Origin of the sequence: Streptococcus sp. SP1 (assembly GCF_030440005.1) — a bacterium.
In the GTDB taxonomy this organism is placed as follows: domain Bacteria; phylum Bacillota; class Bacilli; order Lactobacillales; family Streptococcaceae; genus Streptococcus; species Streptococcus parasanguinis.
Genome location: NZ_JAQFJJ010000021.1, coordinates 1 through 24,869, shown reverse-complemented (window position 1 = coordinate 24,869; position 24,869 = coordinate 1). Strand labels below are relative to the sequence as shown.

At 42.8% G+C, this 24,869-nt stretch carries 22 protein-coding genes and 3 tRNA genes; 6 read left to right on the top strand and 19 right to left on the bottom strand.

The features are described 5' to 3' along the window. From PCY07_RS09580 to PCY07_RS09565, 4 genes are all read left to right on the top strand, one after another. Positions 1–1,113 (top strand): cysteine desulfurase family protein, encoded by a 1,113-nt coding sequence (locus PCY07_RS09580; protein ID WP_301356570.1) that lies wholly within the window; start codon positions 1–3, stop codon positions 1,111–1,113. Positions 1,114–1,122: 9 nt separating this feature from the next. Next, positions 1,123–1,470: a DUF1831 domain-containing protein gene (locus PCY07_RS09575; RefSeq protein ID WP_003015156.1), complete on the top strand. Its 348-nt coding sequence runs from the start codon at positions 1,123–1,125 to the stop codon at positions 1,468–1,470. A 1-nt stretch (position 1,471) separates the two neighbouring features. Next, positions 1,472–1,687, top strand: a complete 216-nt coding sequence (locus tag PCY07_RS09570; RefSeq protein ID WP_014713271.1) for a DUF4649 family protein — start codon at positions 1,472–1,474, stop codon at positions 1,685–1,687. A gap of 129 nt (positions 1,688–1,816) precedes the next feature. Beyond that, positions 1,817–2,464 carry a redox-sensing transcriptional repressor Rex gene (locus PCY07_RS09565; protein ID WP_024055729.1) on the top strand — a complete coding sequence of 216 codons (648 nt, stop codon included), beginning with the start codon at positions 1,817–1,819 and terminating at the stop codon, positions 2,462–2,464. A gap of 203 nt (positions 2,465–2,667) precedes the next feature. On the opposite strand, the gene radC is transcribed toward PCY07_RS09565, so the two are convergent. The 4 genes from radC to gyrA form a co-directional block, all read right to left on the bottom strand. Continuing rightward, positions 2,668–3,351, bottom strand: a complete 684-nt coding sequence (radC, locus tag PCY07_RS09560) for a DNA repair protein RadC (protein ID WP_003011667.1) — start codon at positions 3,349–3,351, stop codon at positions 2,668–2,670. Between the two features lie 54 nt (positions 3,352–3,405). Continuing rightward, positions 3,406–3,684: a porphobilinogen deaminase gene (locus PCY07_RS09555; protein WP_301356571.1), complete on the bottom strand. Its 279-nt coding sequence runs from the start codon at positions 3,682–3,684 to the stop codon at positions 3,406–3,408. A 174-nt stretch (positions 3,685–3,858) separates the two neighbouring features. Continuing rightward, positions 3,859–4,602, bottom strand: coding sequence for a class A sortase (locus PCY07_RS09550; protein WP_014713268.1), 744 nt, complete (start codon positions 4,600–4,602; stop codon positions 3,859–3,861). A 13-nt stretch (positions 4,603–4,615) separates the two neighbouring features. After that, positions 4,616–7,072: a DNA gyrase subunit A gene (gene gyrA / locus PCY07_RS09545; protein WP_195228107.1), complete on the bottom strand. Its 2,457-nt coding sequence runs from the start codon at positions 7,070–7,072 to the stop codon at positions 4,616–4,618. Positions 7,073–7,270: 198 nt separating this feature from the next. On the opposite strand from gyrA, the gene PCY07_RS09540 reads away from it, so the two are divergent. After that, positions 7,271–8,257, top strand: coding sequence for an L-lactate dehydrogenase (locus tag PCY07_RS09540; protein ID WP_003014794.1), 987 nt, complete (start codon positions 7,271–7,273; stop codon positions 8,255–8,257). 94 nt (positions 8,258–8,351) lie between these two features. On the opposite strand, the gene PCY07_RS09535 is transcribed toward PCY07_RS09540, so the two are convergent. From PCY07_RS09535 to parE, 9 genes are all read right to left on the bottom strand, one after another. Continuing rightward, positions 8,352–8,423 (bottom strand) — tRNA-Arg (locus PCY07_RS09535). Between the two features lie 231 nt (positions 8,424–8,654). Then, the gene (rpsA, locus tag PCY07_RS09530; protein WP_003019229.1) at positions 8,655–9,854 is read right to left on the bottom strand and encodes a 30S ribosomal protein S1; all 1,200 of its coding nucleotides are present in this window, start codon (positions 9,852–9,854) and stop codon (positions 8,655–8,657) included. A 168-nt stretch (positions 9,855–10,022) separates the two neighbouring features. Continuing rightward, positions 10,023–10,094: transfer RNA gene (locus PCY07_RS09525), tRNA-Gln, on the bottom strand. 49 nt (positions 10,095–10,143) lie between these two features. Further along, positions 10,144–10,224: transfer RNA gene (locus tag PCY07_RS09520), tRNA-Tyr, on the bottom strand. Between the two features lie 52 nt (positions 10,225–10,276). Then, entirely contained in the window at positions 10,277–10,507 is a 231-nt protein-coding gene (locus PCY07_RS09515) for a DUF2969 domain-containing protein (RefSeq protein WP_003003589.1), read from the bottom strand. A 235-nt stretch (positions 10,508–10,742) separates the two neighbouring features. Beyond that, positions 10,743–11,765 (bottom strand): branched-chain amino acid aminotransferase, encoded by a 1,023-nt coding sequence (locus tag PCY07_RS09510; protein ID WP_301356573.1) that lies wholly within the window; start codon positions 11,763–11,765, stop codon positions 10,743–10,745. A 175-nt stretch (positions 11,766–11,940) separates the two neighbouring features. After that, on the bottom strand, positions 11,941–14,394 hold the full coding sequence (gene parC / locus PCY07_RS09505; RefSeq protein WP_301356575.1) for a DNA topoisomerase IV subunit A: 2,454 nt from the start codon (positions 14,392–14,394) through the stop codon (positions 11,941–11,943). Between the two features lie 364 nt (positions 14,395–14,758). Beyond that, a complete protein-coding gene (locus tag PCY07_RS09500) occupies positions 14,759–15,577 on the bottom strand; it encodes an aminoglycoside 6-adenylyltransferase (RefSeq protein ID WP_301356576.1) in 819 nt (272 codons plus the stop codon). 55 nt (positions 15,578–15,632) lie between these two features. After that, on the bottom strand, positions 15,633–17,582 hold the full coding sequence (parE, locus tag PCY07_RS09495; protein ID WP_003007156.1) for a DNA topoisomerase IV subunit B: 1,950 nt from the start codon (positions 17,580–17,582) through the stop codon (positions 15,633–15,635). Between the two features lie 187 nt (positions 17,583–17,769). Between parE and plsY the strand changes: the two genes are divergently transcribed. After that, positions 17,770–18,414 (top strand): glycerol-3-phosphate 1-O-acyltransferase PlsY, encoded by a 645-nt coding sequence (gene plsY, locus PCY07_RS09490; protein WP_195228063.1) that lies wholly within the window; start codon positions 17,770–17,772, stop codon positions 18,412–18,414. 136 nt (positions 18,415–18,550) lie between these two features. On the opposite strand, the gene PCY07_RS09485 is transcribed toward plsY, so the two are convergent. The 6 genes from PCY07_RS09485 to PCY07_RS09460 all read right to left on the bottom strand — a co-directional run bounded on the left by PCY07_RS09485 (position 18,551) and on the right by PCY07_RS09460 (position 24,336). Continuing rightward, the gene (locus PCY07_RS09485; protein WP_061604651.1) at positions 18,551–19,336 is read right to left on the bottom strand and encodes an L-threonylcarbamoyladenylate synthase; all 786 of its coding nucleotides are present in this window, start codon (positions 19,334–19,336) and stop codon (positions 18,551–18,553) included. Positions 19,337–19,434: 98 nt separating this feature from the next. Beyond that, a complete protein-coding gene (gene leuD, locus PCY07_RS09480) occupies positions 19,435–20,025 on the bottom strand; it encodes a 3-isopropylmalate dehydratase small subunit (protein WP_003003580.1) in 591 nt (196 codons plus the stop codon). Positions 20,026–20,036: 11 nt separating this feature from the next. Beyond that, entirely contained in the window at positions 20,037–21,419 is a 1,383-nt protein-coding gene (gene leuC, locus PCY07_RS09475) for a 3-isopropylmalate dehydratase large subunit (RefSeq protein ID WP_049488627.1), read from the bottom strand. Between the two features lie 24 nt (positions 21,420–21,443). Then, the gene (locus PCY07_RS09470) at positions 21,444–21,722 is read right to left on the bottom strand and encodes a DUF1294 domain-containing protein (protein WP_049488629.1); all 279 of its coding nucleotides are present in this window, start codon (positions 21,720–21,722) and stop codon (positions 21,444–21,446) included. Between the two features lies 1 nt (position 21,723). Continuing rightward, positions 21,724–22,761: a 3-isopropylmalate dehydrogenase gene (gene leuB / locus PCY07_RS09465; RefSeq protein ID WP_061604652.1), complete on the bottom strand. Its 1,038-nt coding sequence runs from the start codon at positions 22,759–22,761 to the stop codon at positions 21,724–21,726. A 12-nt stretch (positions 22,762–22,773) separates the two neighbouring features. Then, complete coding sequence (locus PCY07_RS09460) at positions 22,774–24,336, bottom strand: 2-isopropylmalate synthase (protein WP_301356579.1); 1,563 nt, start codon at positions 24,334–24,336, stop codon at positions 22,774–22,776. Positions 24,337–24,869: the final 533 nt, after the last annotated feature.

Genomic DNA, 24,869 nt, shown 5'->3' with positions numbered 1-24,869 from the left:
GTGATATATTTTGATAATGCCGCAACAACTCCCCTTCTACCTGAAGTCATTGATAAAATGTCTGAAACCATGAAGACCACTTTCGGAAATCCATCGAGCCTTCATGCTCATGGACGGATGGCTAGTAAACTTCTCCGAGAATCTCGCGAGCAGATTGCTCAGTCTCTTCATACTCTTCCAAATCGTATTTTCTTCACTTCAGGTGGATCAGAAAGTAATAATACCGTTATAAAAGGCTACTGCTTGAAACACCAAGCAGATGGCAAACACATCATTACTACCGCTTTGGAACACCATGCGGTTCTAGAACCCATTGAATACCTTGTAGAACGTTTCGGATTTGAAGTTACGATCGTCCAACCAAGAGAGGGACGCATTCAGGCTAGTGATATCAAGGCTGCACTTAGACCGAATACTATTCTTGTCTCTACCATGTTTGCCAATAACGAGACAGGCGATCTTCTACCGATTAAAGAAATCGGAGAACTCTTAAAAGATCATCCAGCTTCCTTTCACGTTGATGCTGTCCAAGCAATTGGAAAGGTCCCTGTCTATCCCGAAGAGTTAGGAATTGATTTTCTTAGTGCTTCTGCCCACAAATTCCATGGCCCCAAGGGAGTCGGTTTCCTTTATGCAGCTGTCCCAGACTTTGATAATCTCATCCATGGTGGCGATCAGGAAAATAAGATGAGGGCCAGCACGGAAAATCTCATTTCAATTGTAGGGATGGCGACTGCGCTACAGCAAGCCACACTTCATCAAGAAGAAAATTTCCAGCAAGTTCAAAAACTTGGTCAAGAACTAGTTAATGGTTTAGCAGACTACGATTTCTACGTAAATGCGAGTGACGATCATCTTCCCTTCGTTTGGAATATTGGCTTCCCAGACGTCCAAAATGATGTCTTGCTGATGAGACTGGATCTGGCTGGGATATCTGTCTCTACAGGCTCTGCTTGTACCGCTGGTACAGTTCAACCCAGCCATGTCCTAGAGGCACTCTATGGAAATGATAGTTCGCGCTTGAAAGAATCCCTTCGGATTAGTTTTTCAGAACTCAATACCGTAGAGGAGGTTCAAGATTTCCTTGCAAAACTTAAAGAAATTTTATCATAGGAGAACAATATGGCTTTTGAAACAAGTGTTTCATTGAAAGACTGCAAATATACCTATAGTCTACACCCAAATGTTAAAAAATATACCTTACGTGACAATACATTTGCTGTTACAAAAGTTGGGAATTACGAATTAAATCGTTTGCTCGAAGCTGTTCCAAATAGCGGTGAAGGCTTCTTGCTTAAAATTATCTTCAACAAAGATCTCACAGGTTTTAAAATCAATATTACAGACAAGTCTGGACTTCGTCTGGTTAATATCTTTAAAAATCCAGAAAATGATATTATCCAACAAAAATTTTATTTCCTAATGGATAGTCTTGTCGAAAGAGAAATTTTCAACAAAACAGAGGTCTAATATGGTAACCCTAACTTATATCGATGCTTACCAAGTAAAACGAACGACTACTTATACCGACCTTGCAGCCTGCATCCTAGCATTTTCAGGCTGTGTAACCTTGCCTGACTCTTACTCAATCGTATCCATTGAATACAAGGGGGAAAAGCTCCCCTATACAGGGCGAGTCGATGGACTCTATGCTTTTTTGAAAAAGGTAGAACAAGCTGAAAACTAAGCTGATGCTGATGGAACTCTCCATTGCCATCAGCTTTTTCTTTAGACAAAAATATTTTTGAAAAACCACTCTAGATAGTTGATTTTTTCACAATCTTCCTATACAATAAGAGGGAAAGGTTGTGATATTGTGAAACATGATAAAAATACTCCGATTCCACGCGCAACAGCAAAACGCTTATCGCTCTACTACCGCATTTTTAAACGCTTTAACTCTGAAAAAATAGAGCGCGCCAATTCCAAGCAAATTGCTGATGCAATTGGGATTGACTCTGCAACTGTTCGCCGAGATTTTTCTTATTTTGGTGAATTAGGAAGACGGGGATTTGGTTATGACGTAAAAAAACTGATGAACTTCTTTGCGGATCTTTTAAATGATAATGCGATTACCAATGTCGCTATTGTTGGGATCGGAAATATGGGAAGTGCACTCCTCAACTATCGCTTCCATGAACGCAATAAGATGAAAATTGTCATGGCGTTTGATCTAGACGATCATGAACTGATCAATACCAAAAGTAAGGACGGAATTCCTATTTACGGTATTTCCTCTATTAAAGAAAAGCTCAAACAAGAAGGCATTCAAACAGCAATCCTGACTGTTCCAAGCGTCAAGGCTCAAGAAGTGGCTAGCCTTTTGGTAGACGCTGGTGTCAAGGGAATTCTCAGCTTCTCACCAGTGCATCTGACAGTCCCTAAAGATGTCGTCGTCCAATATGTCGATCTCACCAGTGAATTGCAGACACTCCTTTATTTCATGCGAAAAAACGAAGAATAAAGACTTATACTTTAGCAACAAAAAGAGGCTGGGACAAAAGTCCTAGCCTCTCAATTATTTTTGGATTGTCGAGCAAGACGCAGTGGTTGAGTGGGCTCTACTACGCTGATTTCATCAGCTTTTACAGCCCTACTCAACTATGCGGAGGTGGGACGACGAAATCGAATTCTAACGAATTACCGATTTCTGTCCCACTCTCTTTTTTATACCAAATAATCGGTTTCTTCACGGTAACTATAGTAGTTTTCTTCAGATACAATCAAGTGATCTAATAGGGTTAAGCCCATCACTTCACAGGCCTCTAAGACTCGATGCGTTACTTCATCATCATTTTTACTGGGAAACACGGCACCAGATGGATGATTATGAGCTAAGATAATGGAGGTTGCCATGTGCTTCAATGCATAATGCAGAATTTCACGCGGCTCCGCAATACTTCGATTCACTGTTCCAATAAAAATAGTCTGTTGATGAATAATTTCATTCTGCGTATTTAAATAGAGGGCAACTAGGTGCTCCTGTTTCTTATGGCCGATTTCCTGTTGAATTTTATGGGCCAATTTCTGGCTGCTCATGATCTGTTCAGAACTCATTAATTCATCTTTATGAATCCTTCGTCCAAACTCAATCACAGCCTGAAGTTCGATGGCCTTCACCCGGCCAATGCCTGAGATTTCCTGTAGCTCCTCTAGAGTTAATTGACTTAACTCCTTTAAACTATTAACCGAGCTCAAAAGACCTTGTGCAATCTCATAAACGCTTTTTTGCTTATTGCCTGTCCGTAAGAGAATGGATAATAATTCTTGATGACTCAGCTTATCCACTCCTTCAGAAACCAGGCGTTCCCTAGGAAGCAAAGATGGTTCAATAAATGATATGTCGTACATAATTTCCTCCTCACTTATTAATTCGTAATAAATGGAGAAAATGACGACCTTTCATTATTTATAGGCGATTTCTTCCTTCAAATCATCTAACACTAAGACTTCATCTTTATTAAAGCGGATCTGGTAACCTGTTTGAACTTGTTCAAGCTCCTTTAAAAACTGTTGAATTTCACAGCGGATCAAGTACTCCTGACTCTGAGGAATGGCCTCTAAAGCTTGGTAGACCTGCTCTACTTCGTAAATTCCTTTCGTAATTAAACCATTTCGTGGAAAATCATTTACTAAGAGATTGTAGAAATGATGCAAGAGATGATAAATTCGCTCTTTCGTCACTATTCTACCTCCTTATCATACTCTTTCTCATCTATTATATACTGATTTTCCCTCAATATTATGACAAGTTCCTTACATTATACTACCAATCTCTTACAATTTTACAAGAATTTCTCCTAGCTTCGCTTCCTACATAGAAAAAGCCCTGGCATCTCTGCTATGGGCTTTATTTTCTTAAAGTTGCATTTGATTATAAGACTTGCTGAATGAATCCAGAATGTCTTTTGGAGCCTTGTCATAGTCAACAGAGGTTTCCAAATTCCCTTTTACAATCGTACGGTAAGTCGCTGCAGCATCCTCACAGGTCACTAAAGTGATCTCATTGACACCTTCACGATCTTGTATAACATCTACACGATCTGGAGTCACTGTCTCAACTGACGAGATGACATAAGTATAGATTTTTTCTTTGTCCGTGATGTAGATCTTCATTCCCGCCTTGGCTTTCTCTAAAGGTGAGAATAACATGGCATTTGCTCCAGTTAGGCCAAATACGTGGTGACTGGCAAGAGAATAATTGCCTTGCCCCATGACTTGGTTTTCCTTCATGGTCCCTGCTCCGTAGTAGAGGGCAACATTTTCAAGCCCCTTAAAGATCGGAAGGTTCATGTTTAATTCAGGAATCGAAATTCCTCCAATTACTGGTAGCTTTTGAGCTTGCCATTGGGCATTGATGACGGCTTCCGTCGAGAGTGACTGAACATGTTGGAAATCAAAGCTCGTCTTCACTTCTTTATTCTTGTCAATGGTTTTTTTATCGACCTTGCTAACCTGGTATTGGTTGGTATGCCAAACCATAATCATATTACGGATCGGAGCATTGAAAATTAAGAGAAGCGAGAGAATAATCAAAAGTGTTGCAACGATGTTGATAAGAGTATTGCGTAAACTCTTTTTCTTTTTTCTTTTGCGTGACATGCTGTCCCCTTATCTATTCGTTTTCTTCCACTACTTCTTCATCTTTTTCATCGGGCTGGACAGTTGTAAAGGTCACAATTTTCGCATCCTGATCCAACCTCATGACTTTCACACCCTGAGTTGAACGACCCGTTTGAGAAATGTTAGCCACACCTGTCCGGATCATAACTCCGGTATCGGTAATGATCATCAGATCTTCATCCCCTTTAACGGTTAAAAGACCAGCTAAGGGACCATTTTTCTCTGTAATATTGGCTGTCTTGATTCCTTTACCGCCACGGCCTTTGGTTGGGTATTCGCTAGCCATTGTACGCTTACCATACCCTTTTTCAGTGATGATCAATACTTCATCTTGATCCGTAACGACACTAGCCCCAACAACCTTGTCTCCTTCACGGAGATTCACACCACGTACACCTGTGGCAGAACGTCCCATATTGCGGACTACAGCCTCATTAAAGCGGACAGAATAACCATACTTGGTACCGATAATGACGTCAGCATTGCCATCTGTAAGGAAGACATTGATCAATTCATCCTCATCACGTAGATTCAGAGCCTTGAGACCATTCTGACGGATATTTGAAAATTCAGCTACATTGGTCCGTTTGACTAAACCTTGTCGCGTCGTAAAGAAGAGATATGCTTCGTCACTGCGATCTTGCTCCACATTGATAATGGTTTGAATCGATTCACCTTCGTCCAATTTTAAGAGGTTGACGATTGGTAATCCTTTAGCTGTCCGACCATATTCTGGAATCTCATAACCTTTCAGACGATAGACACGCCCCTTATTGGTAAAGAAGAGCAAATGATCATGGGTGCTCGTAGAGACCAGTTCACGGACAAAGTCATCATCTTTGACACCTGTTCCTTGAACGCCACGTCCACCACGCTTTTGAGCAGTAAATTCCGCTTGGTCCAGACGTTTGATGTAGCCTTTGTTAGAAAGGGTGATCAAGACATCTGTTTCTTCAATCAGGTCCTCATCTTCAAGAGAAAGGACTTCTCCAACCATCAACTCAGTTCGACGAGCATCGCCAAACTTGCGTTTGACTTCTTCCAATTCTTCCTTGATGATGGTAGCCACACGTTCTGGTTTCGCTAAAATATCAGCCAAATCAGCAATCAAGGCAACCAAATCATCGTATTCACTTTGGATCTTGTCTCGTTCCAAACCGGTCAAACGACGAAGACGCATGTCCAAAATGGCTTGGCTTTGACGTTCAGAGAGCTTGAATTTAGCCATCAATTCAGCTTGTGCTTCAGCGTCTGTCTGGCTATTGCGGATGATCCGGATCACTTCATCGATGTGATCCAAAGCGATGAGCAAACCTTCTAAAATATGGGCACGTGCTTCGGCTTTTTCTTTATCAAAGATAGTCCGGCGAGTCACCACTTCTTTCTGGTGCTCGATATAAGCACCTAAAATTTGACGAAGAGAAAGAATCTTTGGAACACCATTTTGGATCGCCAACATATTGAATCCAAAATTGGTTTGCATTTGTGTCATCTTAAAGAGGTTGTTCAAAATAACGTTAGCCGAAGCATCTCGGCGGACCTCAATCACAAAACGAACCCCTTCACGGTTTGACTCATCACGTACAGCTGTAATCCCTTCAATCCGTTTTTCTTGCACCAAGCGAACGATGTGCTCGTGAACCTTGGTTTTATTGACCATATAAGGGAACTCAGTGACAACAATCCGTTCACGGCCACTCTTGGTCACTTCAATCTCTGTACGAGAACGAAGCACGATCGACCCTTTTCCTGTTTCATAGGCTTTGTGGATACCTGATTTCCCCATGACCAAAGCACCTGTCGGAAAATCTGGACCTGGAAGAACTTCCATAAGTTCACGGGTCGTTACCTCAGGATTATCCATCATCAACTTCACCGCGTCAATGGTTTCTCCCAGATTATGTGGAGGAATATTTGTAGCCATCCCAACGGCAATCCCAGTAGCACCATTGACGAGAAGGTTAGGAAAACGTGCAGGTAAGACCAAAGGTTCGCGCTCACTGGCATCATAGTTATCTACAAAATCAACTGTATTTTTATTGATATCCCGCAACATTTCAAGAGCAATCTTACTCATACGGGCTTCTGTATACCGTTGTGCAGCGGCGCCATCACCGTCCATAGAACCAAAGTTTCCATGACCATCCACTAACATGTAGCGATAACTCCACCATTGCGCCATCCGAACCATGGCTTCATAAATAGAGGAATCCCCGTGTGGGTGGTATTTACCCATAACATCCCCTGTGATACGGGCTGATTTCTTATGTGGTTTATCTGGTGTAACACCCAATTCATTCATTCCGTACAAAATACGCCGGTGAACAGGTTTCAAACCATCACGAACATCAGGGAGGGCACGAGCAACGATAACACTCATGGCATAATCGATAAAACTCGTCTTCATTTCTGATGTTAAATTCACATCAATTAGATTCTTATCCTGCATTCAAAAAATGCCTCTCTTTACTTAATTCACCATACTATTATAACACATTTTAGCCTATTTTTCCTCTAAGGAGTACAAATGTAAAAACGTTTACATCAAGGATTCATACTGTATCAGATGACAAAGACTTTCAAAAGTGGTAGAATGAAGACGTATGAGAATCTATCTCAAAAAAATATGAAGGAGACGTTTAGACTCATGAATTTGACTAAACAACACAAAAAAGTTATCCTTGTCGGTGACGGTGCCGTAGGTTCATCTTATGCATTTGCACTTGTCAACCAAGGAATTGCACAAGAGCTTGGAATTATCGAAATTCCTCAATTGCACGAAAAAGCTGTCGGAGATGCGCTTGACCTTAGCCACGCCCTTGCCTTCACTTCACCTAAGAAGATTTATGCGGCTGAGTACGCTGACTGTGCAGACGCTGACCTTGTTGTGATTACTGCAGGTGCTCCTCAAAAACCAGGTGAAACACGCCTTGACCTTGTTGGTAAAAACCTTGCGATCAACAAATCAATCGTTACAGAAGTTGTGAAATCTGGATTTAACGGTATCTTCCTTGTAGCTGCTAACCCAGTTGACGTATTGACATACTCTACATGGAAATTCTCTGGATTCCCTAAAGAACGTGTTATCGGTTCTGGTACTTCTCTTGACTCAGCTCGTTTCCGTCAAGCTTTGGCTGAAAAATTGGATGTGGACGCTCGTTCAGTACACGCCTACATCATGGGTGAACACGGTGACTCAGAATTCGCTGTATGGTCACACGCTAACATCGCTGGTGTAAACCTTGAAGAATTCCTTAAGGACACTCAAAACGTTCAAGAAACTGAATTGATCGAATTGTTCGAAGGTGTTCGTGACGCTGCTTACACTATCATCAACAAAAAAGGTGCTACATACTACGGTATCGCTGTTGCCCTTGCTCGTATCACTAAAGCAATCCTTGATGATGAAAATGCAGTACTTCCACTTTCTGTATTCCAAGAAGGTCAATATGGTGTTAGCAACGTCTTTATCGGTCAACCTGCCATCGTAGGTGCACACGGTATTGTTCGTCCAGTGAACATCCCATTGAACGATGCGGAACAACAAAAAATGAAAGCTTCTGCTGATGAATTGCAAGCAATCATTGATGAAGCATGGAAAAACCCTGAATTCCAAGAAGCATCTATCAACTAATTCAATTAGAAAAGACTCTCAAATTTGAGAGTCTTTTTTTGAGCTATGAACATAAAATAAAAAAGGCTGAGAGACTTCTCAACCTTTTCTTCTTTCCACCCTGAGGGAATCGAACCCCCATCTCAAGAACCGGAATCTTACGTGATATCCATTACACTAAGGGTGGCAACTATTATAGTATATCAAATTTTCAAAAATTTTACAAGTAAAAAAGAGAGTGGGACAGAAATCGGTAATTCGTTAGAATTTGATTTCGTCGCCCCACCTCCGCACAGTTGAGTAGAGCTGTAAAAGCTGATGAAATCAGCGTAGTAGAGTCCACTCAACCACTGCGTCTTGCTCGACAATCCAAAAATAATTGAGAGGCTAGGACTTTTGTCCCAGCCTCTTTTGAATATTACAATTCGATATCGCCAAACAAGTCAGCCATTGAGAATCCAGTTTGAGTTTCTGGAAGATCAAAGTCACGTTTTTCTTGTTTTGGACGACGTGGACGAGATTGACGTTTTTCTTGTTTTTCGCCTTCTTCTTGAGCTGGACGTTCTTCAAGAGCTTTGATAGAAAGTGATACACGTTCATCTGCAGCATTTACTTCAAGAACTTTAACAGTTACTTCTTGTCCAACTTTAAGAACATCTTTTGGATTTTCAACACGTTTGTGTGAAATTTGTGAGATGTGTACAAGACCGTCGATACCTGGCAATACTTCAACGAATGCACCGAAGTCAGTCAAACGTTTAACAGTTCCTTCGATGACATCACCAGCAGCCAATTTTTGTTCAACGCCATCCCATGGTCCAGGTGTTGTAGCTTTCAATGAAAGTGATACACGACCTTCTTCTTCGTTCAAATCAAGAACTTTCACTTGGATTTCTTCACCAACAGTTACAACTGATTTAGGTGATACGTTGCGTTCGTGTGACAATTCTGTCAAGTGAACCAATCCATCAACACCACCAAGGTCGATGAAAGCACCGAAGCTTGTGATACGTGCAACTTTACCAGTTACGATATCACCAACGTTCAATTTACCAAATACTTCTGCGCGTGCTGCAGCTGACGCAGCTTCAACAACTTCACGACGTGAAAGGATAAAGCGGTTTTCTTTTGGATCTACTTCTTTGATTTTAGCATCAAATTCTTGACCTACGAAACGTTCAGTGTTACGTACAAAACGAGTATCAAGCATTGAAGCTGGAATAAATCCACGAAGTCCTTCAAATTCTACTGAAAGTCCGCCCTTAACAGCGCGAGTTCCTTTAACAGTAACAACTTCTTCTTCACGTCCGACCAATTTGTCCCATGCTTTGCGAGCTTCCAAACGTTTTTTAGATACAAGGTAAGTTACTGTATCAGTATCTTTACCAACTACTTGACGAAGAACAAGCAATTCAAGTGTTTCACCTGGTTTTACCAAGTCGTTGATGTCAGCATCACGATCGTTTGTCAATTCGCGAAGAGTCAATACACCTTCGACACCAGTTCCAGAGATTGCAACGTTAGCTTGGTTCGCGTCAACTGTCAATACTTCAGCAGTAACAACGTCACCTGGTTCAACTTGGCTAACACTGTTTAGCAAATCTTCAAATTCATTCATCTAAAAAATCCTCCAACAATCAAGTTTTCTAAAACTTGACATACTTATAATTATTTTTCCTAAGCAAGCACTCGCAATGAGATCAACTACAATCTTTAACGACTCATCCTATAAAGAAATAAAATACCTGGATAGATATTTTATCACTTATCTGATATTACCTAAGAACTGGGGTAGCTGGATTCGAACCAACGCATGAGGGAGTCAAAGTCCCTTGCCTTACCGCTTGGCTATACCCCAAAAAGAGCGCTGACATTAGTCACTTTATCATCGTCACAATGAACGCTAATGGAGAGAGAGGGATTCGAACCCCCGAACCCGAAGGAGCGGATTTACAGTCCGCCGCGTTTAGCCTCTTCGCTATCTCTCCATATAAATCAACAGGATCTATTATACCATTGATTTACTATGATTGCAAGCCCTTATTTATTCAAATTATAATTTTCTATTAAAATTTCAACGGCTTTTTCAAGTTTTTTGTAAAGTGAATCCACATTTCCATTTTTGATAATGGCAAACTGACCTGCCATGTCTGCAATTTCACCAATCGTTTTCTTTCCAATGGACAAAGTGAATCCATCAAAAGTGTCTTTTCCGACGGTTACTTTACTATCAACGATTTGAATCTCAATTTTCTTATCTTTTTTACTCATTTCAACCCTCTTTTCACTTTTTCTATTTTACAAAAATTCTCTTGATGACGCAAGAGAAAAGGGAGTGGGTCAGAAAGAATTTAGTTAGAAATTCCTTCTTTCTCCCACCCCCGCAAGAGTCATTCGTCACCCTTCCATTCCTAAAAGCGAATGAAGAGTAACATTAGCTACTGCGTCCTTCGTTAAGGCTGTTTCTCATTGAAGCCTGGACACTTTTGTTTCAGACTCTTTCGGTTTAATCGACTTTGACAATCCATCCTTCTGGCGCTTCGACATCACCAAATTGGATACCGGTCAACTCGTCATAAAGCTTCCGTGTGATAGGACCTACTTCTGTTTCAGAATAGAAGACATGGAAGTCATCCCCGTGTTGAACACCTCCGATTGGAGAGATGACAGCTGCGGTACCACAAGCTCCTGCTTCTACAAAGCGATCCAAGTCATTGATAAAGACATCCCCTTCAATTGGTGTCATACCAAGACGGTGTTCTGCCAAGTAAAGTAAAGAATACTTGGTGATCGATGGCAAGATAGAAGGGCTCAATGGCGTCACAAATTCATCATTAGCAGTAATTCCAAAGAAGTTTGCAGAACCAACTTCTTCAATCTTGGTGTGCGTCGCTGGATCAAGGTAAATCACGTCAGAGAAGTTACGATCATGGGCAATCTTACCTGGCAACATACTAGCTGCGTAGTTCCCTCCAACTTTTGCAGCCCCAGTACCATGTGGAGCAGCACGGTCGTACTCATCTTGAATCAAGAAGTTCGTTGGGAGCAAACCACCTTTAAAGTAGTTACCGACAGGCATGGCAAAAATAGTAAAGATATATTCATCTGCTGGATGCACACCAATAATATCACCAACCCCAATCAAAAGTGGACGAAGGTAAAGGGTGGCTCCAGTACCATATGGTGGAACATACTCTTCATTGGCTTTTACCACTGCCTTACAAGCATCCACAAACATATCAACAGGTACTTGAGGCATCAGCAACCGATCAGCTGTACGTTGCAAACGTTTAGCGTTTTGATCTGGACGGAACAATTGGACGCTTCCATCTTTTGTACGGTAGGCTTTTAAGCCTTCAAAGGCCTGCTGACCGTAATGCAAACTTGGAGAAGATTCGGACAAATGCAAGGTCGCATCTTCTGTCAATTCCCCTTTTTCCCAAGCTCCATTGCGATAATGTGCCAAATAGCGATAAGGTAATTTCATATATGAAAAGCCAAGGTTTTCCCAATCGAGTGATACTGTCATGATAGTGCTCCTTTTAATTTTTTCTATTCCTTGTCGATCTGATGCAGGTCGATTCAGTTTCTCAATCTATGTACACTATTGTACACCATTTCATGAGAATTTCAAGCGAAATTTTCAATTTTCAGAAAATTTATTTTTAAAGAAAGTCAGTCCTAGAATGGACCGATGCTTTCTCTTATTTGATAGTAGCTGAAAAAACTTCTTGATCCGAAATGGTATCGTTGACAAAGGAACCATTGCTTGTTCTTTCAGAAATGCTTAATTGTGTCAAATCAACTTCTGTCACCTGACCTGTTGTGGAAGTGATCTGAAGGATTTGATCTTGTTCTGCCACTTCTTCTTGGCTCGTAAAGAGATCAAAATCTCTCTGGTCCGTGAAAACTGGACCTGCCTTGAAGACGCGGTGTGGTTTGTTTTTCAACTCACGCAAGACCTGAAGGCCACGTTTAGCCCGACTGGTCACAGGAATATCGTCTTGTAACATCCGTTTGAGACTGCCTCGTTGAGTCAGAATGTACATGCTTGGAGTTGTCGACTTAAAGGCGGCAGCAACTTGATCTCCGTCTTTGAGGTTAATCGCTTTAACCCCTGCTGCTTTAGCTCCTACTACAGGGACCTCTTCAATATTGAAGCGCAACCCGTAACCATTTTTAGTAGTGATCATGATGTCTTCAAGAACAACTGGCGCAACAGCTACGATACGGTCGTCTTGGTCTTTTAGCTTAGCGTACTTAGTCGATTTAGAACGATAAGTCCGCCATGGGCTCAATTCCTTGCGTTCAAAGCGCTTGATTTGTCCTTGTTGAGTTGCCGCAAAGTAGGTTACTCCCTCAAACTGATCCACAATCTCCGCAAAGAGAATTTCTTCCTCTTGCTCAAAATTGGTCAATGTCTGACTGAGGTGCTCTCCGATATCCTTCCACTTGGTATCTGTCAATTCATGAATTGGTCGATAAATGGCATTCCCCAAGTTGGTAAAGAGTAAGAGATGCTGAGTGGTCTTAGCAGGCTCTACGAAAATCAACTCGTCATCGTCTCGCTTACCGACTTCTTCCAGTGTTGAGGCATTGAAAGAACGAGGCGAGGTCCGTTTAATGTAACCTGCACGGGTTACACTGACGAAGGTTTCCTCTTCAACAATGAGACTGGCTGTATCAATCTCGATCGTTTTAGCAGTGTCTTGCAATTCACTGAGACGCGGATTTCCAAAGAGCTTCTTGACTTCACGCAATTCCTTCTTCATGAGGTTGAACATGGTCCGTTCATCCCCAATGATGGCTGCCAAGGTCGCGATTTGCTCCTTGAGACTGGCATGCTCTTCTTCCAAGGTGACGATATCTGTATTGGTCAAGCGGTACAATTGCAAGGTGACGATAGCTTCTGCTTGTTCTTCCGTGAAATCGTAGCTGACCTTGAGGTTTTCTTTGGCATCTGCCTTGTTATCAGAAGCACGGATCAAGGCGATGACTTCATCGAGGATGGAAATGACGCGGATCAAGCCCTCTACGATGTGGAGCCGTCGTTCTGCCTTTTCCTTATCAAAGCGAGAACGAGCGACAATGATATCTCGACGGTGTGCAATGTAGTTAGAGAGAATCGGTACAATCCCCACTTGACGAGGGGTATAATTGTCAATCGCCACCATATTGAAGTTGTAGTTGACCTGCAAGTCTGTATACTTGAACAAGTAGTTCAAGATCAAATCTGTATTGGCATCTTTTTTCAACTCAATGGCAATACGAAGACCATCTCGGTCAGATTCATCCCGAACTTCTGCAATGCCAGCTACCTTGTTGTTTACACGAACATCATCAATTTTCTTGACTAAGACAGCTTTGTTGATCTCATAAGGAATCTCGGTGACAACGATTTGCTGCTTACCGCCTTTGAGCTGCTCGATCTCGGTTTTAGAGCGGACAACCACCCGGCCCTTACCAGTTTCATAGGCTTTCTTGATCTCATCCCGTCCTTGGATAATGGCACCCGTTGGGAAATCAGGCCCAGGCAGAAACTCCATGAGCTTGTTTACCTTGGCAGATGGATGGTCGATCATGTAGACCACGGCATCGATGACTTCAGCAAGGTTGTGTGGCGGAATATCTGTCGCATAACCAGCTGAAATCCCTGTTGCCCCATTGACTAAGAGATTTGGAAAAGCGGCAGGCAAAACAGTTGGCTCTTTTTCTGTATCGTCAAAGTTCCAGGCAAATGGCACTGTGTTCTTTTCGATATCTTGCAAAAGATAACCCGCAATTTCAGACAAACGTGCTTCGGTATAACGCATGGCTGCTGGTGGATCACCGTCCATGGAACCATTGTTTCCGTGCATTTCCACAAGGATCTCACGGTTCTTCCAGTCCTGAGACATGCGAACCATGGCATCATAGATGGAACTATCCCCGTGAGGGTGGAAATTCCCCATGATATTACCGACAGACTTGGCAGACTTGCGATAGCCTTTGTCATGGGTATTGCCATCCTTATTCATAGAATAAAGGATCCGCCGTTGTACAGGTTTCAAGCCATCCCGAATATCAGGAAGAGCCCGCTCTTGAATAATGTATTTGGAGTAGCGACCAAAGCGCTCCCCCATGATGTCCTCTAGGGACATATTTTGAATATTACTCATATAAGATACAAAGGGACGATTCGGCATGCCGAAAATTTCTGTAGTACCCTAGGGCATCCACATCCGTAATTTTTCGAATTGGTAACGGCTGTAGAAAAACGAGGAAATCGATGCAGGTTTCGATGAACCCGAATCGATTTATCTTTTTTCCTAGGAAATTAGTCCCGTGTTCAGTTACTACAAGTAACTAAACTATCCTTTCTGTAGTTTTAAATACGTTATTAAATGATGGATCAAGAGTTTCACACAGCACTTAGGGCGTGTGAAACTCCTTTCAAAGAATGTTGAGTAGATTTTTTAGAAAAAGGAATTCAGTCACACCAAGTAACCAAAGGATCCTTTCTGTAGTTTAAAATAGATTAAATTAATGATTAGAAAGTTTCTCTTTAGCATAAGAAATCATTTTCTCAGCTACTTCCTTATCGTAAGTAAATCCCATCTTTTGGGCCAGAATTTGAGCTTCTCGATCGAATCCCTTCATGGTGGAAAATAAAGACTGAGTGATTTTATCGAAACTGGATAAATCAAGCAAAGCTGAGAACTCCTTCTCTTGCTCAGCTGGTAGATACTGGAAGAGGTACTTGTAGTTCTTTCCGATATCAACTGCTCCTCTATCGCTTGTCACCTGCCAAGCTAAGACCTTGAGAAGTTCTTGCTGACAAATGCCATAGAGGTGGTCGGTCGCATAGATAAGCTGATTTCTTCGAATGGCCTTGACAACATAAGCTGATACCCACCAAAATTCATTGCAGGATGCTGCAAATTTCTCTTCAGTAGGCGGAGCGGTCCAATAGCGCTTGGGAATAGACTGATAGGCTTCAAACAAGCCATTGTCGTCTTTTATAACTTCAAAATTTGCTTCGCTGTCCACCCACTCTTGGATATACTCCTTGGGGCAGAGGGTTAAATCAATACGATTCCCATCTTCAAAGAGCATGAGATACAGACGACGGTGTCCCAGTCGGTTGTGCTGTTCGATGAGTCGATTTCCGAACTGATCCAACCAGGATAAATCTGAAATCAGTTCTTCCAGATCATCAACTATATAGACTACATCGTAATCTTGAAACTCGTCTTTGGTTGCCTGAGGATTCGTTCGGGATCCGGATAAAGCAATCGCTTCTACTTCCAGAGTATCAGCTATTTGCAAAATCAGATTCATCATTTCTGTATCAGTTCTCATGTCAATTCCTTACCATTTCTACATCCCAGCTTATTTATTTTATAGTAGAAAGTGATTAAAATACTGTATTTTCTTCCAGCGTAAACTTAACGTTATCTTCAATCCATTGACGACGTGGTGCAGCCTTATCGCCCATTAGGACGGAGACACGGCGTTCTGCACGCGCTAGATCATCAATGGTGACACGGATCAGGGTACGAGTTTCTGGATTCATGGTGGTTTCCCAAAGCTGATCCGCATTCATTTCCCCCAATCCTTTGTAACGTTGCAGAGTTGCTCCACGGCCAAAGGTCCGACGCAACTCTTCTAATTCACTATCTGTCCAAGCATAGGCTACTTCTTCTTTCTTGCCTTTGCCTTTCGACATCTTATAAAGAGGAGGAAGCGCAATGTAGACATGTCCAGCTTCTACCAAGGGGCGCATATAGCGATAGAAGAAAGTGAGGAGCAAGGTTTGAATGTGGGCACCATCCGTATCCGCATCGGTCATGATAATGATCTTATCGTAGTTGGCATCTTCCACTGAGAAATCTGCCCCAACTCCAGCACCGATGGTGTAGATCATGGTGTTGATTTCCTCGTTCTTGAGGATATCACTCATATTGGCCTTCTCAGTATTAAGAACCTTCCCACGAAGTGGAAGAATCGCTTGGAACTTCCGGTCCCGTCCTTGTTTAGCAGAACCGCCAGCTGAGTCTCCTTCGACTAGATAGAGTTCGTTTTTCTTAGGATTCTTAGACTGGGCAGGTGTCAATTTACCAGACAAAAGTCCCTTGTCCTTTTTGCTCTTCTTGCCATTTCGACTTTCATCCCGCGCTTTTCGAGCGGCTTCACGCGCATCCCGGGCTTTAATAGCCTTACGAATCAGATTAGAAGCCAACTCCCCATTTTCCATGAGGAAGAAGGTCAATTTATCAGAAACAATGCTATCTACTACTGGACGAGCCAAGGGGCTTCCTAATTTGTCTTTGGTTTGTCCTTCAAACTGCAAATGAGCTTCTGGAACCAAGATCGAAAGAACAGCAGACAAACCTTCACGATAGTCTGATCCCTCTAGGTTCTTGTCTTTTTCTTTGAGAAGACCCGTCTTTCTTGCATAGTCATTCATAGCCTTGGTAATGGCTGTCTTCAGACCCGTCTCATGGGTTCCCCCATCTTTGGTGCGGACATTATTAACGAAGGACAAGATATTATCTGAGTAGCCATCATTGTATTGCATGGCCACTTCTACCTGAAAACCATCTGATTCGCCACTAAAGTAGAGAACCGGTGTCAAAGTTTCCTTGTCTTCGTTCAAGTACTCTACGAAATCTTGGACACCATTTTCATAATGAAAGGCCACATGGTTGTCTTCTTCCTTACGGAGATCGGTCAGCGTCAGCGTCACGTCCTTCAGCAAGAAGGCTGATTCTTTGATTCGCTCAGCAATGGTATTAAATTTGAAATCCGTCGTTGAAAAGATGGTTGGATCCGGCATGAAGGTGACCTTGGTCCCTGTCTTTGACTTGGGAGCAGAGCCGATCTTTTCGAGAGTTGTAACTGGTTTTCCCCCATCTTCAAAACGTTGCTTGTAGACAGCTCCATCACGCGTAATTTCTACCTCTAGCCAGCTAGAAAGGGCATTGACAACAGAAGATCCCACTCCGTGAAGACCTCCAGATGTCTTATAGCCTCCTTGACCAAACTTCCCTCCGGCGTGGAGGACCGTAAAGATCACCTCAACGGTTGGTTTACCCATAGCATGCATCCCGGTCGGCATTCCACGTCCCTGGTCTTCTACCGATAGAGAGCCATCTTTATTAATCGTGACATCGATTTGTGATCCAAAGCCAGACAAGGCTTCATCGACCGCATTATCCACGATCTCCCAGACCATGTGATGCAAGCCATTTCCGTCGGTCGATCCGATATACATCCCTGGACGTTTACGGACTGCATCCAACCCTTCTAGTACCTGAATGGCATCGTCATTATAATTATTAATATTGATTTCCTTTTTTGCCACAAGGAACCTCCTGTTTGTTCATCTTTTCTATATTACAGTTTTTTAGGAAATTTTGCAAAATTTTTTCTCTCTATATGGAGATTTCTACATCCCAGTACAAAATGTTGGCTGGACACTTTCTTCAGATGTCACACTTGAACTCCAAAAATTGCTTTTTCTATTGATGGCTTTTTGATATAATGAGAGTATGATAAAAGAAATAAGTGTTTTAATCTTAGCCTATCTGTTGGGCTCCATTCCTTCGGGATTATGGATTGGGAAAATCTTTTTCCATATTAATTTACGGGAACATGGCTCGGGTAATACAGGAACGACCAATACCTTTCGGATTTTAGGAAAGAAAGCTGGGATCATTGTCTTTGCAATTGATTTCTTGAAAGGAACTTTGGCCGTTCTCCTTCCGGCTTTCTTTGGAATTCAGGGGATCTCGCCGATGGTCTTTGGTCTCTTAGCTGTTTTGGGACACACTTTCCCCATTTTTGCTGGATTCAAAGGTGGAAAAGCGGTGGCGACGAGTGCTGGTGTCTTACTTGGTTTCTCGCCTATCCTGCTACTCATTTTAGCTGTTTATTTTGTAGCCAGCCTGTATTTAACCAGTATGATTTCGTTTTCGAGTGTTACTGTTGCGCTACTCGCCATTTTATCGGTCCTCCTTCTTCCTTTGACTGGATGGATCTTGCACAGCTATGATCCTCTTTTTACAGTCATTGTCTTGGCCTTAGCGACCTTGATCATTCTTCGTCACAAGGATAATATCCAACGGATCAAAGAGAAAAAAGAAAATCTCATCCCTTGGGGAAAGAACATCACCCATCAACAACCAAAAAACTAGAGTATGCGCTCTAGTTTTTTTGATTGGGCTACAAGTCTCTGCTTCTTCCCTGTTCGGAACATCGTTTAACTCTATGATACCATCTTTTATCCTTTCACAAAAACAGCATCCCAAATGGAATGCTGTTTTCTGTTTCTTAATAGTATTCCCCTTGGCGGTAGTTCCAAGAGTTGAAATGATCAGATAAGTGCATCATGATCTTATCGATATCCAATCCTTTACGGATCACAACTGGACAAGTATTGACAGAACGGCTACCTGCTCCTTGTTCTGGTATCAATTTTCCTTCCGCATCAACCATAGAGACCATCACACCTTGTTCATAGCGAGTTTCAATGGTCTTGTCTGGTTGGATAGAAGCTACATAATCATCGGCTTCGATAACCAAGTCCACGGCACCTTCGATGCGCTCACCAATTCCTTCGACCTTCCCGCGGTTTCCTTTACCGGAAGGGTTGGCTGAAGAAGCGTAAACCATCTTGCCTTCTTTTTCCCACATTTCTTTGGCAATTTGCTCACCAGCTTTACCAAATTTAATGACAAAGCATGAAGTTCCACGAACGTCTGTCATGAGTTCTTCACGTCCATCTCCGAAGGCTTGCAATTTTGCATAGGCATCTTCACGCCAAGGAAGGATACAACCAAGCAAGATATCTTCATCCCAATGTTTTTGGTAGAAGGCTTCAATTTCAGGATTCAATTGCGCAAGGGCACGAAGTTCATCCATGCTTCCGCAAAGAACCACACCTGGTTTGTTGCGGTTACGTTCTTTGGCTTCGAATTTACGTTCCAAGCCAGACTTGTCACTGGTCATGATGATGTAGCCAACTTTAGTAGGGCAGACGATACAGCCCCCTTCTCCTTTAAGAATATCAAATCCTTCTTGTGAAAGTTGTCCGTCCCATTGAATGTGTTTTGTCATAAGTCTCTTTCCTTTTCTATTCTTTTTAGTATTGTATCAAAAAATAGTCTCAAATTCAATATATTTTCAGAAAATTCGTAATTCGATATACAATTTTATCATTGCCAGTAAGCTGGCCTGTTCTTCTCATAAGCTGCGATCAAGTCTTCATACTGAAGTGTAATCCCGATATCATCCAACCCGTTGAGCAATTTGTGCTTCCAATCTTGATCGATCTCAAAGCGAAACTCTCCTACAGGCGAGATGATCTTCTGCTCTTCCAAATCTACCGTCACTGGATCTGTCGGCTTCAAACTTGCCAATTTTTGACGAACCTCTAGCGGTTGGACAATCGGCAGCATGCCATTATTGAGCTCATTATTGTAATGGATATCTCCGAAGGATCCGGCGATAACGACTTTAAAGCCATAATCGGCTAAAGCCCAGGCCGCGTGCTCCCGAGAGGAACCAGCCCCAAAATTGTCACCAGTGATCAAAATGGTCGCCTTGCGGTATTCTGGCTTGTTAAAGATAAAATCTGGATCCTCAGTATACTGGTCATCCAAATAGCGCCAAGCATACATGAGGTATTTCCCAAAGCCTTTTTTATCAATCAACTTTAAGAATTGCTTGGGGAGGATTTGGTCGGTATCAATATTATCGTTCATCAAAGGAACCGTAGTTCCCGTATAAATGGTAAATTTCTCCATGCTTCCTCCTTTTACAAGACTTCTGGCATTTGGCGCACATCGACAAAGCGACCGGCGATTGCTGCTGCAGCAGCCATTGCTGGGCTACAGAGATGGGTTTTAGCCCCAAATCCTTGGCGGTCTTCAAAGTTCCGGTTGCTAGTAGAGGCACAGTGGACCCCATCTGGAACCTTGTCTGGGTTCATTCCTAGACACATGGAGCATCCTGGATCACGCCATTCAAAGCCAGCATCCATAAAGATCTTGTCTAAGCCTAATTTTTCGGCGGCTTGCTTAACCGGACGAGAGCCAGGTACCACAATAGCAGTTAAGTTGGGCGCAATTTTTTTGCCTTTCACAAACTTGGCTGCCAACTCCAAATCGCTGAGACGCGCATTGGTACAAGAACCGATAAAGATATAGCCTAATTCAATGTCTGCTGGTTTTTGGCCAGGTTCGAGATCCATATAATGATAAGCCCGTTCATCATTCATGTCTCGAATCTCTGGAAAAGGAGTCTCGAAGTCCACTCCCATAGAAGGGTTGGTTCCCCAAGTCACCATCGGAGCAAGATCAGATACATCCATTCGGATGACCCTATCATAAACAGCATCGTCATCACTAACCAGAGTCTTCCAATCAGCTACTGCGGCCTCAAAATCATCTGGCACACATTCGCGTCCCCGGAGGTAGTCAAAGGTCGTCTCATCTGGATTCATGATCCCCATTTTGGACCCAAACTCGATAGACATGTTACAGATGGTCATGCGTTCTTCCATGGTCAAGCGATCAATCGCTTCTCCTCGATACTCTACGACATAGCCAACTCCGCAAGCAACACCGTAGCGCGCTATCAAAGCTAGGATGTAATCCTTTGAATAGATCCCTTTTTGTGGGGTTCCGGTGAATTCGACCAACATCTTCTTTGGTTTGACTTGCCAAATGGTTTGGGTGGCAAAGACATGCTCCACTTCACTGGTTCCAATCCCAAAGGCAATGGCACCAAAGGCTCCGTGAGTTGCGGTATGGCTGTCTCCACAGACAATAAATTTTCCAGGCTGGGTCCGACCGGTTTCAGGGCCCACCATATGAACGATTCCTTGCTTAGCAGAACCATGGGCAGCATGATCAATCCCAAAGTCCACCACATTCTCAGCTAATTTATCAATCTGGGCTTTTGAAATCACATCTCGAATATCAAAAATATTGACCGTTGGAACATTATGATCAAAGGTTCCAAAGGTTAAATCAGGTCGTCGGACCTTGCGTCCTGCATCCCGTAATCCTTGAAAGGCTTGCGGACTCGTCACTTCGTGGATATAGTGTTGGTCCACATACATGAGTTGGGGTTGCCCTTCCACTCCTGTAATCACGTGGCGGTCCCAAAGTTTATCAAAGATAGATTTTCCACTCATCGTCTTTCTCCATTTATCTTCTTGTTAGGAAATCCATTGAAGGATTCGAAAGAGGGCACCTGCTAAAAGAAGGCTACTGCCCCACCAAGTAGCTTGAAAATACCATTTCCGCACCTTGTGGTGAAAGAGATATCCACCTAGTAGAGCTCCGAATCCACCAAGCAGCCAGCTCTCGAGTAACAGGACCTTTTCAGGAATCCGCCACCTCTTTTGGATAGCTTTTCGTTTATCTAAACCATAGGTCAGAAATACGATACTATTCCAAATAGCAATAACAACTAAACAGCGATCTCTCCAAGTCATCTTAGAGATTCCCAATAATGGCTGCAGTCATCTCTGCAGTAGAAGCCTGTCCACCTAGATCCCGTGTCAAGATTCCTTGATTCAAGGTTTGATTGACGGCTTCTTCGATCATTTCTGCACCTGCTGTTTCTCCAAAACTGTCTCGGAGCATCATAGCGACAGACAGGATCATGGAAATCGGATTGGCAATGCCTTGACCAGCAATATCCGGTGCTGAACCATGAATCGGTTCGTACATACTTGGTCCTTGGTCAGAATGACTGGCAGACGGCATCACGCCTAGTGTTCCAGGAAGGACGCTGGATTCGTCAGATAAGATATCTCCGAATAGATTCTCTGTCACTACAACATCAAAGCGGGCTGGATTGGTAATCATGATCATGGATGCACTATCGACAAGCTGGTGCTCTAAGGTCACATCTGGAAATTCTTTGGCAACTTCTTCTGCCACTAGGCGCCACAATTTAGAAGTTGCAAGGACATTTTGCTTATCGATACTGGTCACTTTCTTACCACGTCCTTGCGCGATCTTGAAGGCTTGGCGCATAATCCGACGGATTTCTTCTGCACTGTAATCATTGATATCACGCGCTGTATCTTCTTTCAAGATATGCTCTCCAAAATAAATCCCACCTGTCAATTCACGCACGACCACGAAGTCGACCCCCTCGATACGCTCTGGTTTCAAAGGAGACAAGTGTTTCAAGGCGTCAAAAATCCGTACAGGACGAATATTGGCAAAGAGATTTAATTCCTTGCGAATAGCGAGCAGGCCTTGTTCTGGACGAACAGGAGCATTGTCATACTCAGGACTCCCGATGGCTGCGAGAAGAATAGCATCCGCTCCTTTAGCTGCTTTTAGAGTATCTTGGGGAAGTGGGTGGCCAGCGGCATCAATCCCAGCACCCCCAAAAGGTTTGTCTTCTAGACTATAATCAAAGCCAATTTTGGGAGCAACGGCTGCGAGGACCTCTAGTCCAGCTGCCATGATCTCAGGGCCAATCCCATCTCCTGCAAGTGTTACAATTTTCTTTGTCATGTTTATTTCCTCTTAGGCTTGTGGAAGATCACGGTAGGAGACAGCTCGTCCCATCTCACCCGCATTCTCTTTTTGAACCAGCGTGTTGGCATTGATATAAGCGATGGCAGAGGCTTTCAATACGTCGAAGTCCAAACCAGAGGCATTGAAAATCGTATCTGTATCGACATTTTCCACGGATACCAAGACACGGGCTTGGGCATCGATCCCATCTGTCACTGCATCGATATTATAAGATGTCAAGCGAACAGTTTGGTTGAAGAATTTATCAATCGCATTAAAGATGGCTTCAACCGACCCTTGACCATTGGCAATGAACTCAAGTACTTCCCCTTCTTCATTGCTGAGGCTAACCGCTGCTGTAATCGTTTCGTCTGCATTGGTTGTCAAGCGGAGATCGTTAAATTGGAATCCTTCTGGATTTTCCACTGCTGTACCGGCAACAAGGGCGCGGATATCGGCATCAGTGATCTCGTGTTTCTTGTCTGCCAGAGATTTGAACTTCGCAAACAATGGCTTGATATCTTCTTCTGTGAAATCCAGTCCCAACTCATGCAGTTTTTCGACAAAGGCATGGCGACCAGACAATTTACCAAGCGGAAGGCTGTTGCTCTTAACTCCCACCAACTCAGGTGTGATGATTTCATAAGTAAGTGGATTTTTAAGGACCCCATCTTGGTGAATCCCAGACTCGTGTGAGAAGGCATTGCCACCAACAACCGCCTTGTTTTTAGGAATTGGAATACCAGAGTAACGAGAAACCAACTCAGAAGTGTTGATGGTTTCATTTAGGACAATCGGACTTTCCACTTGGAAATAGTCTTCGCGAATATTAAGAGCGACCGCTACTTCTTCAAGTGCCGCATTGCCGGCCCGTTCACCGATTCCATTAATGGTTCCTTCGACACGACGGGCACCATTTTTAACAGCAGCGAGGCTATTGGCCACCGCCATACCTAGGTCATCATGGCAATGAGGCGAATAGATAATCTCGCGATCTGTCTTGACATGGTCGATCAAGTATTTGAAAATAGCTCCGTACTCTGCTGGTGTCGTGAAACCGACTGTATCAGGAATATTGATGTAGCTAGCACCAGCATCGACTGCAGTCTGTACGACTTGCAAGAGGAAATCCAATTCGGTCCGTGTCGCATCTTCTGGCGAGAATTCCACAATCTCAAATTTTGAGCGAGCGTAAGAAACGTGCTCTTTGATGGCTTCAAGAATTTCTTCCTTGGTCTTGTTGAGTTTAAACTCCCGGTGAATCGGACTGGTTGCGATAAAGACGTGAATTTGTGGATACTTAGCATCCTTCAAGGCTTCATAACAAGCATCAATATCTGATTTGACAGAACGGGCCAAACCTGTCACGGCTGTCTTGGTCAAGACTTTTGCAATCTCCTGCACAGCTGTGAAGGAATCAGGACTAGCTGCAGGAAAACCTGCTTCAATAGCAGAAATGCCCCATTTTTCCAATTGCTTGGCAATGGCAATCTTTTCTTTGATAGAGAAATTAACTCCTGGAGTCTGTTCACCATCCCGAAGGCTGGTATCTAAAAATTCAACTTTACGCATAGGGTCTCCTCATTTCTATGTAGTGGATATAAAGAAAAACATCTCACTCGGTTAACCAAGCGAGATGTTTTTGCCCGCTTGGTAAGCCAAACAGGACTAATGCTTCTGCACTAGCCCTTATACCTCAACAACAAAGCAAATTGAATAAACTTAGCTGTTTTCATGTTTGACTTTCTCCTTTGTTCAATGTCTTGTCTAGTATTCTAGCATAGGGAAAAAGCAATGTCAAGAATTTTCCGTAATATTCTGAATTTTTTGAATAGAACAAAATAATTCTTTCTGTTCTACATAGACTATAGACAGCCTGTTTTTACATAAGAAAACCTAGGTGCTATTAAAAAATTATAATGATATAAACAATTAGGATCATTCAAATACATCATGTAATGAAACTTTCCGCTGTGAGAAAAGAGGCTGGGACAAAAGTCCTAGCCTCTCAATTGTTTTTGGATTGTCGAGCAAGACGCAGTGGTTGAGTGGGCTCTACTACGCTGATTTCATCAGCTTTTACAGCCCTACTCAACTGTGCGGAG

Excerpts from the sequence above, each read along its gene's own strand:
- leuC (WP_049488627.1), bottom strand. The coding sequence starts at position 21,419 with ATGAGTGGAAAATCTATCTTTGATAAACTTTGGGACCGCCACGTGATT.
- PCY07_RS09500 (WP_301356576.1), bottom strand. The coding sequence starts at position 15,577 with ATGAGAACTGATACAGAAATGATGAATCTGATTTTGCAAATAGCTGAT.
- PCY07_RS09570 (WP_014713271.1), top strand. The coding sequence starts at position 1,472 with ATGGTAACCCTAACTTATATCGATGCTTACCAAGTAAAACGAACGACT.
- radC (WP_003011667.1), bottom strand. The coding sequence starts at position 3,351 with ATGTACGACATATCATTTATTGAACCATCTTTGCTTCCTAGGGAACGC.
- gyrA (WP_195228107.1), bottom strand. The coding sequence starts at position 7,072 with ATGCAGGATAAGAATCTAATTGATGTGAATTTAACATCAGAAATGAAG.
- PCY07_RS09575 (WP_003015156.1), top strand. The coding sequence starts at position 1,123 with ATGGCTTTTGAAACAAGTGTTTCATTGAAAGACTGCAAATATACCTAT.
- PCY07_RS09485 (WP_061604651.1), bottom strand. The coding sequence starts at position 19,336 with ATGACAAAACACATTCAATGGGACGGACAACTTTCACAAGAAGGATTT.
- rpsA (WP_003019229.1), bottom strand. The coding sequence starts at position 9,854 with ATGAATGAATTTGAAGATTTGCTAAACAGTGTTAGCCAAGTTGAACCA.
- PCY07_RS09550 (WP_014713268.1), bottom strand. The coding sequence starts at position 4,602 with ATGTCACGCAAAAGAAAAAAGAAAAAGAGTTTACGCAATACTCTTATC.
- leuD (WP_003003580.1), bottom strand. The coding sequence starts at position 20,025 with ATGGAGAAATTTACCATTTATACGGGAACTACGGTTCCTTTGATGAAC.
- PCY07_RS09470 (WP_049488629.1), bottom strand. The coding sequence starts at position 21,722 with ATGACTTGGAGAGATCGCTGTTTAGTTGTTATTGCTATTTGGAATAGT.
- leuB (WP_061604652.1), bottom strand. The coding sequence starts at position 22,761 with ATGACAAAGAAAATTGTAACACTTGCAGGAGATGGGATTGGCCCTGAG.
- PCY07_RS09540 (WP_003014794.1), top strand. The coding sequence starts at position 7,271 with ATGAATTTGACTAAACAACACAAAAAAGTTATCCTTGTCGGTGACGGT.
- plsY (WP_195228063.1), top strand. The coding sequence starts at position 17,770 with ATGATAAAAGAAATAAGTGTTTTAATCTTAGCCTATCTGTTGGGCTCC.
- PCY07_RS09515 (WP_003003589.1), bottom strand. The coding sequence starts at position 10,507 with ATGAGTAAAAAAGATAAGAAAATTGAGATTCAAATCGTTGATAGTAAA.
- PCY07_RS09510 (WP_301356573.1), bottom strand. The coding sequence starts at position 11,765 with ATGACAGTATCACTCGATTGGGAAAACCTTGGCTTTTCATATATGAAA.
- PCY07_RS09460 (WP_301356579.1), bottom strand. The coding sequence starts at position 24,336 with ATGCGTAAAGTTGAATTTTTAGATACCAGCCTTCGGGATGGTGAACAG.
- parC (WP_301356575.1), bottom strand. The coding sequence starts at position 14,394 with ATGAGTAATATTCAAAATATGTCCCTAGAGGACATCATGGGGGAGCGC.